Raw genomic sequence first — 16,753 nt, forward strand, 5'->3', positions numbered from 1 at the left:
GTTAAAAAAAAATACGCAATTTATTGAATAATTTTATTAAGTAATTTTAGTGAGTAAAAATCCAGACCGTGGTTGCAAATGAGTACACAAACAACATGCATGCAAGAGATGTGAAGGGTTTGCGTTTCAGCAATTTTTGGAATAAATAATAAGTGCTTTGTGAGTATTCAACTACAGGTAATCCAGCTTTAAACCTGTGAATGCTCTGTTCAAATGCTAAAGCATCAGGAAACCTAAATTCAGGATTATTAGATAATGCTTTGTTAATGATGGCATTTAATTCTGAGTATTTACCCCCTAACTGATGCCCTGGTAAAACAGTGGTACCGGTTAATACATAATGCAATAACACACCAAGTGAATATACATCAGATTGTGCGGAAGAAACTTCTCCTGCGATTTGCTCTGGTGCACTCCAAAAGCGAGTGAATGCTTTAATTGTATAAGCAGAAACGAATGGGTCATTCATATTTCGTTTGTACTTTCTAGCGAGACCAAGATCGATTAATACTAAATGACCTTGATCATTGATGATGATATTTTGCGGTTTTAAATCACCATGGTAAAGATGTTTTCGATGTAAATAGCTTACTGCGCCTAATAGTTGCTCAAATATATTCAGTTTCTGCTTTAAATTCTTTTTACTACTCGCCAACCAAATATCTAATCCTTGTCCATCAATAAAGTCCATCACAATACAAGCGGAACCAAGTACCTCAGATACTCCATATATGCTGCATACATTGGGATGGTCTAGTGACATTAAGGTTGTGGCTTCATTAAAAAAAATGGCTCGTTGTTGCGTTGAACTAAACTTATTGGCTCGCAGAATTTTAATAGCCGCTTTATGTGCCTCTCCTTTATGACTATCAGTACAGATTAAGCGCTGTTCACCTTCAAATACCAACCCCATACCGCCAGCTTCAGATACAAGCTTAGTGACAGTAAAACCCATGACAATTTGTCCAATTAAGGATTCATAGGATAAATCAACAACATTGGACATTTGTGATTCTATTAGTTCACTACTTGATACGGGAGTATGATTAATGGCGAGCATTTTCTCAAGTTCATTAACTTGCTCAGGAAATTGTATCTTTAATGGCTGTAAACGTTGCTGTTGTTCTAGGGTATTTAAACACGATAACTCAGCGAACAGAGAAACAATATCTATCATTCTGTAAGCTTTGTTCTAAGCCAAGCCGTGGCAAATTGTAAATCGTTATCAACTGTTCTGGTCGATAAATCTAACATATCAGCGATTTGCTGATGTGTTACCATTGCAAAATTTTTCAACTCAAATACTTCAGCTTGTCTCGGATATGACTTCTGTAAAAGCTCCAACACAGAAGATAACGTAAGATTCTCTGTCCAATTAGGTAAAGACACCTCTGCATCCGTCAACTGTAATTGAAGGTATTCATGCTTAGCTTTTTGTTGATTTAGTAAGGATTGATGTGGTTTACCAAAGAGTAAATGCCAAACTGAGACGCGTACGTAATCAAAAAAATCTTGCCTCCCTTCAAAGGGCTGCTCATCGTTACGCCAACGATGTAACTTCACAACAGACTCATTGGCCAGCTCTGTAATAGATGCATCATGTAAAATTGTTTCATTTGGACGATGATGTGAAAGATACTTTTCGACTATAGATCGAATATCTTGATACGCATAAATGAGGAATTCCTCGCTTTTATGCTTATCTCTATTTTGCCAACCTAACAGTAATTCAGTGGCATTACTTAGCTCTCTAATGGACACTATATTCCCTATATTGTTCAATATAATAATGATGTAAATTATCAACTAGTTCAGCCTATATTACTAGCAATTACAACCTATTGACTAATGCAATGGGTAAATCAGTTAAATTAACGATCGTCAATTCTTGTGTTGAGGTAAAAGTGTCTATCCAAAAACGATTCTCGTATTGAACTATCTCCCTCACTGGACTGTGCCCGTGGACGACATAATCAATGTCTTCAATTGCAGTGCACATATTTAGGTCATGTAATGGCCTACTCCAAAGCACATTCCATATATCCTCATCGGACAATTCATCGTGTTGAAGCTTGCCCCAAGAAGTTAAAGCTGAAGCATGGCTAATTCCAATAAATGTACAGCCTACTTGAATTGTCCTTGTTAGTGGCATGGTGATATCAATGATAGTTTTCCATCGAAGTAATACATCATAATGACTAATATTTTCTGCTAACCAACCTCCTCCGTTTTTGATTAAAAAAGCCCAATAACTTGAACACTGAAATCCTAATAAAAAAAGTTGTTCGTGGTTTCCCAAAACAGAAAAAAACCATTTTTTAGTGAGCAAGTTAAGGCAATCAATACTGCCTAGCCCCTTACTAATGATATCACCAGTACAAAAAAGCCGATCTCTTTTAAAATCAAAGCCTAATATTGCTAATTTTTTATATAAATGCTTAATTTGACCATGAATATCACCAACTATATAGTCTCTACCAACTGAATTAACAGGAGTATAAATATGTTGCTTTCTAGGCATAAAATGCATAAACACATCCATAAAAAAGGCCAGTTTACAACTGACCTTGAGAGTAATAACCTATTTGCTAACCAGTTTATCCCACAGTGCATGATTAGTTTTATAGCCTGGCTTTATCGTTGCAATCACAGTCAGTACGAAGCTTGATATAAACATATAGAAGCCAACATCCGCATACCTTAACCCTTCAACAATTCCTCTTATAACTTCTTTGCGATTAACGCTACCAAACATTTGTGTTGCTTGAAATACGTCGGATATGTCTTGATAAACGGTAAAGGAAATAGACAGTAATAGAATAATTAAAGTACCGCGTGAAATTAACTGCTTAAATCCAAAAAGATGACTACACAGTGCAAAAATGGTCACTATGTATAACCATATTGGTGCTATGTCACTTAATGGCATTCTACTGCCCAATACGTTCATCACAGGAAAAAATGTACTTAACAGCATTAAAGCTAGACTGAATACCGCAAAAAAGTTCATTAATTTAATATTCGGTATATCTGCAGTTAACGCACTATTTGTTGTATTGGTGATAGCAGACTTAGCTTGTTGAAAAGAAGGTGACTGATTCAACTCGTGCGTGACTTGCCCTACTGTTTTTTTTGCATCACAAGTCAGTTCTAAGCTTTTATTTGTTAATGACATTTTCAATCCTTGTATTAGATTTGCAACGTTAAAGCTGAATAATATTATTAGCTAACAACTCTCTATCCAGGCTAATGCCATCTTTTTCTGCTAAATCCATTATATAATCTAACTCACATTCATTGACGGCTTCATTTTGTGAATCACTCATTTCTTGAGTCATACTTCTAATACCCACTTTTTTAAAGCACACACCTAACATTTTAAGATTAGCTTGATAATTCCCCGAACTATTCCACTCATTTAGCCAAGTCATTTGTTCTTCTTCAGAAGACCCGCCGCATCCTACGAGTACTAATGCACTCAAACCCAAAACGACGCCAAATTTAATGTTACTTTTAATCATTGCTTTCATGTTTTAATCCTTTCTTTTTGTTATGCATACTAAAGTCATATGCGATTGGGATTAGCTTAAAGAAATGATGAAAAACATGGAGTGACGTAAAATATATTTTTTTACGCAAAGAAAATGAATATATAAGAGGAAAAATCAGAACATATCAATGTTAGAGTAGAGTGTAAAAACACGTCATGAACAATCAAACATTAAAACCTTAAAACATTTATGTTATTGATATTATTAACAAAAAGCGACTACCCAGTGTTAAAGTTCAATCAAGGTTTAAGACGTACATGAATACTATTGCAAACGTACCAGACCAATTAGAGTATTTATCTAACGTAACAAGGTTGATTGGTATCTTTTATATATGCAATAATATCAGTAAGTTAATTAAATAAAATAACCTTCTTACATTTATGAATTTTGGCTATACACTAGGCCGAAACAAGGACGAAATGAAGTATTTTTCAACAAGATTCATCGATGTACCTAAAATGCAACGGTATGACAATATCGTCTACGTTATATTACTGACTTTAGTGCTGATCTATTTTCCTAAGGGAATACTGCCAAAACAAGTATTAACAGAGTACCCAGACTTACAAAATTATAGAACATCAGAAAAGTTTAATACTTATGGAATAACAAGTAGCCAGTTTACCATCCCATTTGTCGGCTGCTTTACCCGATACACTGGTACTATTATTGGTCACACGGATCCTTATACTCGGCATTTGTGGGATTATGAATGTGGTTCTCTGAACTTTGACTACAAAATAATTCGTGAAGGTAAGCAGTTCAAACTTTATTACTTTAGACCGCTTGGTGAAAAAATAAATATGAATGAAAACATGAAGGCTGAAATTGAATCAAATTTCAATTTTGTCATCAGAAATGCGTTCCAAAACTAAGGTGACTCAGTGGTAAACATAATCTTTTTTATCGGTCTATATTTGATTCGTTTTATCATGGCGCTTGTCGCGGGGTATATCGGATACATATGGGGTTTAGGTATCGATAATGCTATTTATATTACATTAGGCTATTTTTTATTGTTAATGTTCATCAATGTAGAAGGATATGGCATTTATATTTCTACTTTATCCGCCTTGGTTTTTTCCTATGTATTCTTATCGTTCTTTTTCGGTTTGTATGACGCAGCAGGAGCGATACCAAGTAATCGTTAATGCAGAGTATTTGTAATGATTACTCGTCGAATCGTTCGACTAATCCATTATGTATAAACAAAAATATTAACGCTATATAGATAAGAAATAGCGAAGTACATCCAGTACCTGCCACCCATAAAAAAACAGCATAAAGCCAATGCATTTCTTTGCCTGCAGCAAATCCAAACAAGTAGATAAACCAGCCTACACCGACAAAATAAGGAATGAGTGGCCTTGTTATGCAAACAAACCTTGAACATTTGAAGATACACCACAAAACAAGCTGGATTGGCAGCATCATCAAATAGTAATATAGCTTTACTGGTGCGAGTATCACTTTAGAAATAATATTCAATTCCCTTCCTTATCGGTGCTTTTTGAAGACTTATTTTTGAGAAAGCAGACATTTAACGGGTGAAATGGCTATATTCCACTCTATTATCTAGCTAAATAAAGCTCTAGCATGACTTTGGTTTACGGTCTTAGTAAGCCAAAGTCATATTGAATGGGCTACTACAGAAACCTGAGCCACCCATTAGCCATAAGTGTAAACAATGCTAAGTGAAAAATAATTGTTCAATCTCATCACCGAGCAAAGACTCTTTTTCCAGTAGTATTGTAGTAATGTTAGTCAGTAACTGATAATTGTCACTGAGCAATTTTTCTACCTGTACTTCAGCCAATTCTAACCAGTTTTTCACCGCTAATTGAGCAACAGATAACAATTCACTTTCTTCGAATCTAGTTAATAAGGCAATATTGATCGGGCCAACGGTTGCTTCAATCCCTCCTTCGTAAATGGCATGCATGGCTAATTGAGTTGCTTTTTCGATGTCACTCGAAGCGCCTGTACTCACTTCATCACTATCACCGGAGCACAATTTTTCTGCTACTCTTCCCGCTAGTAATACTTGCAATTTGCTCATAACTCTTCGCTTTGACAGGCTTTCATATTCTTCTGCTTCCCGAGTAGCAACAAATCCTAACGTAAAATTTCTCGGTTCAATAGTAATAAAATCAACTGGTTGTTTAGGGAACAATAATTTATAAGCCAACAAATGTGCCGCTTCATGGTAAGCCGTGCTTAGCTTTGCTTCGTCACTCAATAATATATGTTCTGAGGGAGAACCATAGGCCACTCTAATCATGGTTTTTATTATGTGTTCAGTAGATAGTTGCTCATTGTCACCAACAGCTTGGTAAACAGACTCTCGTAAAACTTGTTCTATTTGTGCTGAAGACATGCCTTGGGCTGAAGACACTAATTGCTGTAATTCAGTTTGTTGCCAATTCAAATTATGCTTATCTGCAAAACGTTTAAAAAATGCTAAACGGGCAGATTTATTTGGTAAGTCACAATAAATTGTCTCATCAAATCGACCTGGTCGTGTAATGGCTTTATCAAGTAATTGTGGGAAATTAGTCGCCGCCATGACAAATATTGGCGCATCACCACTTGAAAAGCCGTCCATTTCTGTTAAAAGCGCATTAACCGTTAAATTTCGGTCTCTTGAGCTGCCATCGGTACTATTGGTTCGTTGGCCGGCAATAGCATCAATTTCATCAATAAAGACAATAGACGGTGAATACTTTCTCGCGGTAGCAAACAACTTTTTAATGTTTTCAGTTGTGCCACCATTATTAGGAGATGACAGTTCGGATGCGGTCACACTAAAAAAGGGTAACTCACACTCCCCCGCAACCGCTTTGGCTAATAGTGTTTTCCCCGTCCCAGGAGGACCTGCAAACAAAAAGCCAGTGGGCACTTTTACGCCGAAATTTAATAATTTATCAGGTGTCTTTAGCCAGCTAATCACCTCTTTTAAACGTTTTTTAGCCCTATCGAGTCCAATAACATCATCAAGTGAGTCGCTCGGCAGGCTGTGATTAAAGAAACTGGTTTCTTGTAAATCTTTTGAATGAATGACCTGACAATAAGATAGATTATTAAATGATACGTCCAATGCATTATTTTTTAACTCAACACGACATTGATACTCAACTCTTTCATTTCGAGACATCATGCGTCGTATGGTTTTTTCGGTTGTTAGAAAATAGTTGATACGCATTAGCATGTCTGAAAATGTTGTTTTTATCGTTTCAATTTCTAATTCAAAATGCTGCCTAATATGGTGGTTCAAGGATTGATTTTTATGTTCAACCACGTCTTTGTTGACTAATCGAAAGCTAAAAATCGGAATTTTTGGGTTGATACCATGCACTTTTTCGGTGATTTCATCGATAGATAATTGAGCATTAGAAACAGAGTCCATATCAATTAAAAATGCATCAGGTCGATATTGCTGCATCATCTGTTTAATATTTTCGGCGTCATCAACCAATTTAGTAGATAAACTAGGATCTAAAAACTCAATTTTAGATTGGAATTGCTTATCATTATCAAATATTAATACCTGTTTTACATCAATGCCGACAGTGTTTTCATTAACGGATACGTTGCAAGAAATGGATGATAAGTCATCAGTAATAAGATCACTCGACTTAACCAAAATTTCTGCTTTTAATTTCGATAACGAGGCGGTTAACTGCCTTGCAGTTATGTCAGGTGCTAATGACTGTAATAAAAATGATGCGAAATTAGCAGGCCAAGTAAAATCAAGCATGTCTTGATGTTCACTGACTTTATTAAGCTCTTTTTCTGCTAAGTAAGTAAAATGATTTATCTGCAAAGGTGTAAATAATGCAGAATACCCTTTAGATAAGCGGTTAACAAATTCAATAGACAACTTGGACCCATTCGCAGGACTTTGTGAATACCTTAAAACATCAAAAATATTTAACTGATTCTGTTGATTGTTATTGGCTAATACATCCTGGCCTAAGTTAGTGGTAAAAATAATGATGCACTGGTCAAAATTAACAAACTCTTGACTCGTTTGGTCTTGTGCTTGGCCACTATCTAAAATGCTCAAAAGAGATTGAGTCACATTGCTGTGTGCTTTTTCTATTTCATCAAATAGAATAACCTGCCTAGGCTGCGCCCTAACTGCACTTGTAATTAAACCAAGGTTAGCATCGTTGTATTGCACCCCACTTCCAAACAACTTCATCGCATCATTTTTATGTGAATACTGTTCCATATTAAAAAGGGTAAACGTGTACCCAGAACGTTCATATTGATTCAATAAATCACAAAAAATTGAGGACAGGTAAGTTTTACCTACACCGGAAGATCCGGCAAACGTAAAAATCAATCTTGGTCCTACACTTTGGCTTATATTTGACGTTAAATACCCTTTTGTAAGGCTTTGAATGGCTTTTTGTTGCCCTATAACTTGATTGTTTAATGCTATCGACAGTTGTTTTTCAATTTTTAGTGCTTTGCCAATATGGTTAGTTGATTTATTTAACCGCTTTAACTGTTTGATGCTTGTGTGTGACATGTTTAAAAGTGCTGCAATAAACAATGATTCATTAAACTCGCCTTCGTTAAAGTTGCCTTCACTAAACCCTTCATCACAGCAATATTTTACATCAGCATCATATTCAAGCTGAGAAGCATAACTTTTTGCAATTACATACCAGCTTTTACTGGTGTCGTTCTCTACATTAATACTGCGAGTAACGGCTTTATTTTTAAGCTTTTGTCTCAACATATAAATATGTTCAGGCATAATGACTTGGCTTGGCTGACACTTAAAATACTTCGCTAATACTTGTAAGCTTTTGGGAGAACCCAATAATGTCGCCAGCACTATATCGATACTCACTTCAGGTAACGCTTCTGCATTTATTTTTTGTACTTCAATTAACGGTTTTTCAGACAGATAACTGGCAACAGTGACAACGGCCATTTCTTCGAATAATTGTGGTGGCGCAGTACGTAGAATTGAATATTGCTCAAACTCTAAAGGGTCACGTACTTTAGGTTTTCCTGACTTGTTGTCATTAAGTGTCGTTAGGGCTTTATCAATAAAGTCTTGGCTTAATGTTAATGTAAAGTGTTCAGAAAATATTTCATCTAAAAGCTCTGACTCATCTACATTTTCATTTTCTGCTGCTGACTTGAATGTGTCTCTGAATAGCATTACCAATGGTTTTAAATCGAGCTTGCGAGTTAAGTTATATTCACACATTTTAATTGCTTTAAAGCCACCTAATTCGTCACTAATCATGACAGCGACGTCATCATCAAGGCTATATAACGTGTCCACAGCAATAAAACACAATGATTCCTCTTGCTTAAAAGTCTTGAAATTGAATACTTTTCCCTCAAGAGCCGTATTTTTAATAGCATATCGAATACACAATAATACAACAGGTAACAGTATATCTGAATTGACTAAGGCATCATCCGCAATGGCTACGTCATCACAGTACACTGTTCGAAATGTAAAAAAAGATTCGTTCAATCGTTCAAAAAACATAGTTATCATCTTAAATTTAAAGGTTAAAAGCTGCTGTATTAGCCTAAAGAAGAAAAACATTCACCATCAATGACATCAATAAATAGTGAGTGAATTAACAGCATTGTTATTTTATAAACAGCATTTCAAAAAAACTAAAATCACTTCATTAATTCCCCATTTACAGTGTAGTCGGCCTGAATCCCCCGAGAAAACCTTCTGCACTCCAAGCTCTTTATGCTTTTTCAAGCTTGTGACACTGAACAATAAATTGAAAGATATGAAAAGAAAGACTCATAATAAATCCCATCTTTGGTGAGTCTCAACATGCGCCGAATCTCGATTATAGTCGTTGAATTTACAATAAATCTTTCCAAAAATTTAAGTTACTAGACATTCATGGCTAGGCTAGAAGTCCCAATCCAAAGAGAAACGATTACCAGCAGGTAAAATCGGCTCTACTGTCTTTTTATACTTCGCTTTCACGCGCCCTTTACTTTGACCAATTGATCTTAATTGATTAAATCCTGGCGTTGCATCAGCAATGAAGTTTTCCTGATAATAATGCCGGGAAATGGCCCCTAGACTATAAGCTGCAGCCGATGCCATATCGGTATACAACAAGTGAGTAAAACTTGAGACAAAGGCATCCGCTTGACTTTTAGACAACCGCTTAAAAGTTTTTATTTGTAGCTTAGCCATTAGGTGTAAATACTGAGCTTCATCTTTCATATCAGCTTGAAAATGATGATGTTCCAGAATAGTTAACGCGGCTTTCGGATTAGCCGTTTTTAACGCCTCTGTCGCTTGCTTCAAATATTGCACATCAAGTGATTCTTTAGGCTTTGAGTGATTCGATGACAGTATTTCCTTAATCGCTGCAGTGTAATCATTCATTGCAACTGCTGCGCAAATATCAACCCATTGCATTACTATCTGATGATATTGGTAAGCGTTATCATATGCTGTTTTCGGCGTATCATCCGCTTTTAACGGCACAACCTGACAACCAAACTGCAGTGCCAATTCAATTTCTTTAATCACTTGCTTAGAACCAGCATAGTTAACTCGTGCATCACCCATAGAGTTTTTAGTACACAGCACCAAAAACAATTCTGCATCACTCACAGCTTTAGGTATCACTGCGGCATAATGTTCACCGCCGGTGATACCTTCCTGATCAAACCAAACCTGATGACCTAAATGCTCTAAACTTGCCTTGAGCGATAAGGCAAGTGCACGATCTTTTGAGCTATAACTAAGAAACAGTTTCTTCATTACGTTCCTGCTTATGCAACTTAAGTTGATGGCGGATATTCTTAATGGCTTCTTCAGCTTTATTGTTAGATATCTCGTTATCTAAAGGCGCATTTTCTTCATTCATGGATTTTATTTGTGTTTCAACATCATCAAGTTCTTCTTCACGTTCGTCTTCATCCATGTCAGTGTCTTCAAGAATACTTTTCTTTCTTGCTTCCAGCGACTTCAAGATAGAATGATTACTCACTCGCTCTTTTTCTTGATTATCTTTTGCTGCATCCACAATACTCTTTAAACTTTCTTGAGTAAGAATAGTTAACCGGATTTTATCGCCACTACTTACTACTAGATTAACGTCAATAGCTGAAATGGTTGCTTCTCCAATACCAGTTTTGCGATCCACATCGTCCTTAGTCACAGTAGTCATATCTGGGCGCTCCACATCGTCCTTAGTCACAGAGGTCACATCTTTGTAGAAAAAGCTTTTGGACGATTTACCACTCATTTCTTGATTAATAAAATCATAAAAACCAGTAAACAAATCAATCTTGTCAGCAGTTAAAAATATAAATTGAATATATTGCACCGCAAAAACTAACGAACCTTTATTATCTCCCCAAAAACTCAGTTCATTATTTCTGTCCAGCTTAGTTAATGCAGGAGCACGTCTTTCATCAGACTGAATCAAGGCCCAATCACTCAGCACAATGGCTTCGTGATTAGAATAAATAACATCTGCTTTTTCTAAACCACAACTATGCAGCGCTTGTTTTTCGATTTGATTTTCAATGATGTCTTTTATCGTCGCGTTAACAGACTCGCCACTATAAAGGTTACAGTTCTTTCTGAGTGGCACACTCTTCCATAATTGAGCGCGATGAGCCTTTACCTTGTCGATGAGTCTGTAATACTCAGGTAATAGCGCATTAAGCAGGGTTAAGTTGCCCGTTTCCAATAGCTGCAGCGTTTTTTGGCTTCTATTTTTCATGAAAAATATTAAGCAAAATAGCAATGGTACGCTAATAATCCCAGCACAAATCCTCATCACAGCATCAAGCTTAAGCGGCCTAAACCCTGAAATATACTCGCCAGCTAGCTGGTTGAATAAATCAGGTGCATTAGCCCCAGTACAAAGGACAGCGCCTACTCCAGCAGTTACCAAGGTTAAAAACAACATAACTAAGCTAATAATCTTATTAACGCCGCGTTTTTTCTGGTGAGTTTCCACCGCTACTTGCGCAGTTTCAATCTTTTTATGGAGCACTTTTTCAGCCCAGCGCGCCTCTTTTACCTCTGTTTTCATCGCGGTTGACAGCTCTCTCGGAATAGGACGATTGAAATAGTCCCACAACTCTTTTTGTTTAGCATCCTCGTCAAAATTCAGCTTTTGCGATTCCAACTCATCTGCAGGCACAAAAACACTTTCTTTATTGCCAATAAAGTTTCTTAAATGGCGGTAATGGTTAATTGTTGGCTTTTCTTCAATATGCAACTTAACCTGCGCTAATGCCTTTGATAACACAGCGAATAAGTCAGAGACTTCTGTTGTATTAACGTGTGAATCACTCAAGGTGCCATCGTTTTGCCATAACGAGGCCTCTTTTGTATTAACGTGTGAATCAATCAAGGTGCCATTGCTTTGCCATAACGATACTTGCTCATTGACATTTTTAATCAGCAATTGCTGTTCTGCGCTTTTCTCAATCAAGCCATTTTCAAATGAAAAGTTAAAATTAAAGCGCTTTAAACTATCGCCAGACTCAGACCAAAGGGTAGGATTTTCACCTTCACTCCAAGTTAACCAATTACCACTGCTTAATTGATAAAGTGACTTTAACGGCTTTATCTGACCCTTTAGCTTAATAATTTGCTCACCAGAGAAACGACAAATACTGATCCCATCAGGCTCATTGACGGCTAGCTGCTTTTGATGTGCAAAGAACTGTACAGAGTCAATACTCTCAATTTTAGCCTCAATTGTTGAATAGCAAACGCCTGTTCTAGGATTCCAAAAACGCAAAGTTTCATCTTTACTTGCCGTGACGATTTGACCATCTGCCAGCTCAAACACACCAATAATGACATCGCCATGTTCATCAAGGCTAGCAACATGCTCACCATAGAATTTAAAAACCTGAGCAGTATGATCCAAACCGACCGTAACAAAGTAATCCTTATTGGCCTTATGCTGCAGTTGGACTACTGCGGTCACCTTGTCTTCATGTATATTTATGGTTTGATGAATATCTTCATCTTCACATATCAAATCAAATTCATGGCTATTATGCCACTCTACATGGTAGCCGTTACTAAGCTTTATCTCGTTGCTTCGACTTAGCTTTTCTACTTCAGCTAATGTTTTTGTTTGGTAACGCTCTAATACTGGTGAACTCATTATCTCTTCCCTGTTACGTCAGATATTCTATTGTTTTTGTTTTAAGTCATTTTTCGTTTCTGAACTTGTCCAAGAGACATGCTCGAACATGGCTTCACGCGCTAAATCCAATAACATTTGTTTTTTTGAAGGGGTTAATTGCCCCTCGAGTAACACTAAAGCACGACGATATAAATCTTCGAGGCTTTCGTAGCCTTTTGCCGTCATTTCATACCCAGCAAGTTCGCTCCACAGTAAGATTAAACCAGCTATCATTAAGCTGTATTGCAATAAAAGCATCAGCCACTCGTTAAGCTGAGTAAATATGGTAATTTGAAGTGTTAACTGCAACGACATCAGCACTAGTAATACAACACCAATACCAATTGAGCAGTAAAAAAAGCCCTTCGAGTATCGGTTCGCCATGCTTGCTGCATGTCTTGGGCGTTTATAAATAAGTTCTTTAAACGAACACTCACTTTGTTGCAGTCTTAAGCTTAAAAAGCTCAGCTGGTCCCGTAACCAGGTTTGTTCAATATCTTCGCGTTGAAAGGATATTTTATAACGCCACCAATCCAGCTCTGCAATACCAATGGCATGATTAAGCAACGGCAGGTGTAACCTAAAACGACGTGGAATAAGTGTTGTAGATGAAGGTTCAATATCAGCCATGTTCAAAAAGCCACGAATACGCATTGCCTCTGCCACACCACGTGCAAGTTGATAGTTCCATTTCATATCTTTCTTGGCGGTCTGATTAATCACCCACCAACAACTTAGAATGACCACAAAAATGAGGGTGAATATGCTTAGGCCAATATCTGAATTAACCCAGTTTCCGGCTATTTCATATAAGGCATAACCTGGAATGGCTAATAAAAAAAACATGAGTAAAAATTTGCGATATTCCGTTTGAGCAGCTAATGCTAGGGCGTCAGCGGTTTTAAAGATAGACTTGGTGCCTTGTAATCCTATATTTCCATCAGCTTCTTCCACCACACTATGTTGACTCGCTTTGCTATTATGTACCGCCAACTCAGCCACCAACTTAACGAACTCTTTTGATAGAAAGTCCTGCAAGTAACTGTCATTTTGCTCGATTTTACGCAAACTCGAATACAATTTCCCAACCGGCGCAGGTTTACCTTCGGTATATTCAATAAACTCATACGCTACATCTACATCTACATTTGGGTTTTCATTTTGAGTCATTCGATCAACGCTAATGTGATGAACTAAACCTGAGGTTTGGCCATCAAAGTCAGAGGTGGGTTGTAAAGCAGGGTTTTCAGTTCCTATAGGCCATATGACTTCAGCCCCAAGCTTATAGATCACAATATCAGCAGTGCCTCCCACACCTAGAGAAGGTTTACCGTCCCAAAGTGACAGTAAGACATTGCTGTATTTAGAAATAAAGAGACCTTGATTAAGATATAAGCTGTTGCGTAATGCACCATATGCCGGGTCATTAATTGCGATTTGGTAATTTTCTTCACTCAAGTTATGGCGTACTTCAATGAGTTCATTATTATTTGAATCAAGCGCCGCAACGATTGTATTAAGCTGCTCTGCGGCATCAGGGGCATAATTCAACCCATAAAAGTCTGACAGATAGTGTTCTAATGGCATGGGTAAACAGCCAATTATCTTAAATGCACCTAGCTCACCAGCTTGCTGTATCTCAAGTGCCACTTCTGTTGCTAGTAAATCAGCGCCAGTAGCTAACCCCGTCATTAACCAAATTGGCGTATTTGAACCAACCACTTCACGCCAATATAACAGTGCTTGACGTATGTCATTTTTGTAGGGGGGATCTAAAATTGTCGAATTATATATGTCACGATGCCCAGTAACCCCAATAATAAATGGTAGGCAGTTTTCTAATACAGCATTTGGAGAGAGCATAAATTTAATCCATTAAAAGCGCGACGTTATTATACTAACTAGATAATAAAAAAGTAAAACATCAATTTAACACTTGTGGCAGTTTAAGTAAAAAATGTGATTTAGAAGTAATAGTTTTCAACGGTTAGTGAAGTTGTAAACTAACATCAAATATAATAAACTTTAAAAGTCGGTGTAACATAAATTATGTCAAGTGAAGTTCGGGGAATACGTGGTAGCTGATCAGGCATCTCATCGATAATTCGAATTAACCCGCTTGTAGTATGTTTAAAATTAAGAAGACGATTGCGGTTAGTTAGATCTAATAAGCGGTTTCGAATCGATTGAAGTGAATCGAATGCAAAATTATCATTTAAAGCAGATGCTGGAAAGTCATCCATAGATACCTCACTCTCCATGTGTTCACCCTTGGCTAACATTTCATAAAAGTCAGAGAAATAGGGCAACTAAGATCATAATTCGTATGTTAAAGGCTATGAAATGTATTCGTAGCAACTGAAACGTTTCTTTGTTACTTCGATTATGGATAGATGCTCAGAAATGATCAACACTAGGATGATGGTATTTCCATTTTCATATTAAATATGAGTGATCTAGATTCAAAAATACAACATATTCAATAAATAGTGTGCATGAAAACTGGTAACACTGAATTTAGCTGCATAATATAACCTGTATCCTCTTATAAAGGGCTTATGGTTGAAATATTAATCAGCCTTTGCCCAAACAAGCGAATCCTCGATTACCCTTAGAAACTCTTTGCCATTAAATCCTAATGGATACAAAGAAAAAGGCTCTGAAGAAAAATCAACCTGCTTTCCTGATGCCATTGACGATGTAATTTCTTTCTCTTGATTACACAAAAAATGAGCATTATCTGCCAGTGCAATCAAAAGCTCTTCAATGCTCACTTTCATAAAACCAGCGAAATAGTCATGGTCAAACTCGAGTGACGTATCAGCAATTAACCCTTTAATTTTAGGTGTTTCAATCGTTAATCCTAATATGTGTCTAAGTTCTTTATTTAAATCATGATCATCCTTAACTGCTTCGACTTTTTTTCTTACCTGTATACCCGCTTTACGTAATGTACGATCCCGGTGATGAAATATCTCAGATTGAGTTGTACGGTAGTATGTTGATTTCACTTCAATGATAAAGACAATATTGTCTATAACACAAACTAAATCAATCTCACCTGCTTCAATCCCGTTTGGAGTATTTGCTGTATAATTCCTTATAACATTGAAGCCACGGCATTCGAATGCATCACTTAACTGATTTTCTATTCTCGTTGTTTCGTCTTTTAATGAACTGCGCAGATTGGCAAAACGACGAAGATTATTCACTGCACTCACCGAACTATACTGCGTAGACATTAACCAAGGAAGTTGGACACAATGTGACCTGGTCAACATTAACGTTGAGCAAGTCAGTGAACTTTGAATTTTTTAGGCGACACTAAGTGAAATCGGAACGACTTAACAAGGCCAATGGACTCAGAATGTAAACTGAAGCACTTACATTCAATTTATCTCATTTAACATTAATTATCCGCATTAACTCATGAGATGTTTTCGAGATTTGGTGCATTTGATTTTGTATAGGCAAAGCGTATTTTGATAATTGTTGAATGAGATGAAATTTTCGAACACATCAATAAAATCTCTTACTTTTTTTCAAGCTTCAGTTTTCAATACAGATAATGCGGATGACTCTGACTTTTAACGATCCCTAGCTTAGTTTTATAGACGTAGCTAAACCATATTTTCCTGCTGTTGAGAATTAATTTCAGTCAGAAAAGATGGAAACTCTAAACAGGTACACTGCACTTGATCTGTCTATCGAACCTGCTCGGGGCACAAATAAATGTCTTATACGCCCTAACCCACTTCTAGACCAAATTGTGTTGGTGTCTGAGCTCTAACACTCACAATTAGAACAATCATAAGTATGCTTCAGATTGACTTGTTGAACGAAGCCGCTCTGCGGCAGAAAAGATAAAAGCCCATCTTTCTCACCATCATAAATACTTACTAGACCCTGCCTACCTTGGCATTTATCTAGGAGTATTATCATGAACTCTCATGAACAACAACGCTTTGATTTTCTTTATGAACAACATCTTACCAATTTAACTCTGCAAGGCAAGCGGCCTGC

General features: G+C 36.8%; 12 protein-coding genes. 1 reads left to right on the top strand and 11 read right to left on the bottom strand.

Annotated features, from left to right (window positions below):
• Positions 1-46: 46 nt before the first annotated feature.
• From AAEY99_RS19360 to AAEY99_RS19380, 5 genes are all read right to left on the bottom strand, one after another.
• Positions 47-1,177, bottom strand: a complete 1,131-nt coding sequence (locus AAEY99_RS19360; protein ID WP_351011623.1) for a serine/threonine protein kinase — start codon at positions 1,175-1,177, stop codon at positions 47-49.
• Complete coding sequence (locus AAEY99_RS19365; RefSeq protein ID WP_182745141.1) at positions 1,174-1,761, bottom strand: ECF-type sigma factor; 588 nt, start codon at positions 1,759-1,761, stop codon at positions 1,174-1,176. Before AAEY99_RS19365 ends, AAEY99_RS19360 begins: the two co-directional genes overlap by 4 nt.
• A gap of 70 nt (positions 1,762-1,831) precedes the next feature.
• Complete coding sequence (locus AAEY99_RS19370; RefSeq protein WP_351011625.1) at positions 1,832-2,530, bottom strand: metallophosphoesterase; 699 nt, start codon at positions 2,528-2,530, stop codon at positions 1,832-1,834.
• A gap of 51 nt (positions 2,531-2,581) precedes the next feature.
• Positions 2,582-3,175, bottom strand: a complete 594-nt coding sequence (locus AAEY99_RS19375; protein ID WP_351011627.1) for a hypothetical protein — start codon at positions 3,173-3,175, stop codon at positions 2,582-2,584.
• 28 nt (positions 3,176-3,203) lie between these two features.
• The gene (locus AAEY99_RS19380; protein ID WP_351011629.1) at positions 3,204-3,530 is read right to left on the bottom strand and encodes a hypothetical protein; all 327 of its coding nucleotides are present in this window, start codon (positions 3,528-3,530) and stop codon (positions 3,204-3,206) included.
• A 443-nt stretch (positions 3,531-3,973) separates the two neighbouring features.
• Between AAEY99_RS19380 and AAEY99_RS19385 the strand changes: the two genes are divergently transcribed.
• On the top strand, positions 3,974-4,429 hold the full coding sequence (locus AAEY99_RS19385; protein ID WP_351011630.1) for a hypothetical protein: 456 nt from the start codon (positions 3,974-3,976) through the stop codon (positions 4,427-4,429).
• 815 nt (positions 4,430-5,244) lie between these two features.
• On the opposite strand, the gene AAEY99_RS19390 is transcribed toward AAEY99_RS19385, so the two are convergent.
• The 6 genes from AAEY99_RS19390 to AAEY99_RS19415 form a co-directional block, all read right to left on the bottom strand.
• Positions 5,245-9,075 carry an AAA family ATPase gene (locus AAEY99_RS19390; protein ID WP_351011631.1) on the bottom strand — a complete coding sequence of 1,277 codons (3,831 nt, stop codon included), beginning with the start codon at positions 9,073-9,075 and terminating at the stop codon, positions 5,245-5,247.
• Positions 9,076-9,462: 387 nt separating this feature from the next.
• Positions 9,463-10,332, bottom strand: a complete 870-nt coding sequence (locus AAEY99_RS19395) for a toll/interleukin-1 receptor domain-containing protein (RefSeq protein ID WP_351011633.1) — start codon at positions 10,330-10,332, stop codon at positions 9,463-9,465.
• A complete protein-coding gene (locus AAEY99_RS19400) occupies positions 10,313-12,709 on the bottom strand; it encodes a WD40 repeat domain-containing protein (protein WP_351011635.1) in 2,397 nt (798 codons plus the stop codon). The genes AAEY99_RS19395 and AAEY99_RS19400 overlap by 20 nt, the downstream gene beginning before the upstream one ends.
• 27 nt (positions 12,710-12,736) lie before the next feature.
• Positions 12,737-14,593 (bottom strand): hypothetical protein, encoded by a 1,857-nt coding sequence (locus AAEY99_RS19405; protein WP_351011637.1) that lies wholly within the window; start codon positions 14,591-14,593, stop codon positions 12,737-12,739.
• A 146-nt stretch (positions 14,594-14,739) separates the two neighbouring features.
• Positions 14,740-15,012 carry a DUF4011 domain-containing protein gene (locus tag AAEY99_RS19410; RefSeq protein WP_351011638.1) on the bottom strand — a complete coding sequence of 91 codons (273 nt, stop codon included), beginning with the start codon at positions 15,010-15,012 and terminating at the stop codon, positions 14,740-14,742.
• A gap of 288 nt (positions 15,013-15,300) precedes the next feature.
• A complete protein-coding gene (locus tag AAEY99_RS19415) occupies positions 15,301-15,942 on the bottom strand; it encodes a nuclease-related domain-containing protein (protein ID WP_220487383.1) in 642 nt (213 codons plus the stop codon).
• Between the last annotated feature and the right edge of the window lie 811 nt (positions 15,943-16,753).

The sequence above is a fragment of the Shewanella sp. S1-58-MNA-CIBAN-0166 genome (assembly GCF_040310085.1).
GTDB lineage: Bacteria > Pseudomonadota > Gammaproteobacteria > Enterobacterales > Shewanellaceae > Shewanella.

Bases quoted from the DNA above. Each gene is read 5' to 3' on its own strand.
- AAEY99_RS19360 (WP_351011623.1), bottom strand. From the start codon at position 1,177: ATGATAGATATTGTTTCTCTGTTCGCTGAGTTATCGTGTTTAAATACC.
- AAEY99_RS19370 (WP_351011625.1), bottom strand. From the start codon at position 2,530: ATGCATTTTATGCCTAGAAAGCAACATATTTATACTCCTGTTAATTCA.
- AAEY99_RS19375 (WP_351011627.1), bottom strand. From the start codon at position 3,175: ATGTCATTAACAAATAAAAGCTTAGAACTGACTTGTGATGCAAAAAAA.
- AAEY99_RS19380 (WP_351011629.1), bottom strand. From the start codon at position 3,530: ATGAAAGCAATGATTAAAAGTAACATTAAATTTGGCGTCGTTTTGGGT.
- AAEY99_RS19385 (WP_351011630.1), top strand. From the start codon at position 3,974: ATGAAGTATTTTTCAACAAGATTCATCGATGTACCTAAAATGCAACGG.
- AAEY99_RS19390 (WP_351011631.1), bottom strand. From the start codon at position 9,075: ATGTTTTTTGAACGATTGAACGAATCTTTTTTTACATTTCGAACAGTG.
- AAEY99_RS19395 (WP_351011633.1), bottom strand. From the start codon at position 10,332: ATGAAGAAACTGTTTCTTAGTTATAGCTCAAAAGATCGTGCACTTGCC.
- AAEY99_RS19400 (WP_351011635.1), bottom strand. From the start codon at position 12,709: ATGAGTTCACCAGTATTAGAGCGTTACCAAACAAAAACATTAGCTGAA.
- AAEY99_RS19405 (WP_351011637.1), bottom strand. From the start codon at position 14,593: ATGCTCTCTCCAAATGCTGTATTAGAAAACTGCCTACCATTTATTATT.
- AAEY99_RS19410 (WP_351011638.1), bottom strand. From the start codon at position 15,012: ATGTTAGCCAAGGGTGAACACATGGAGAGTGAGGTATCTATGGATGAC.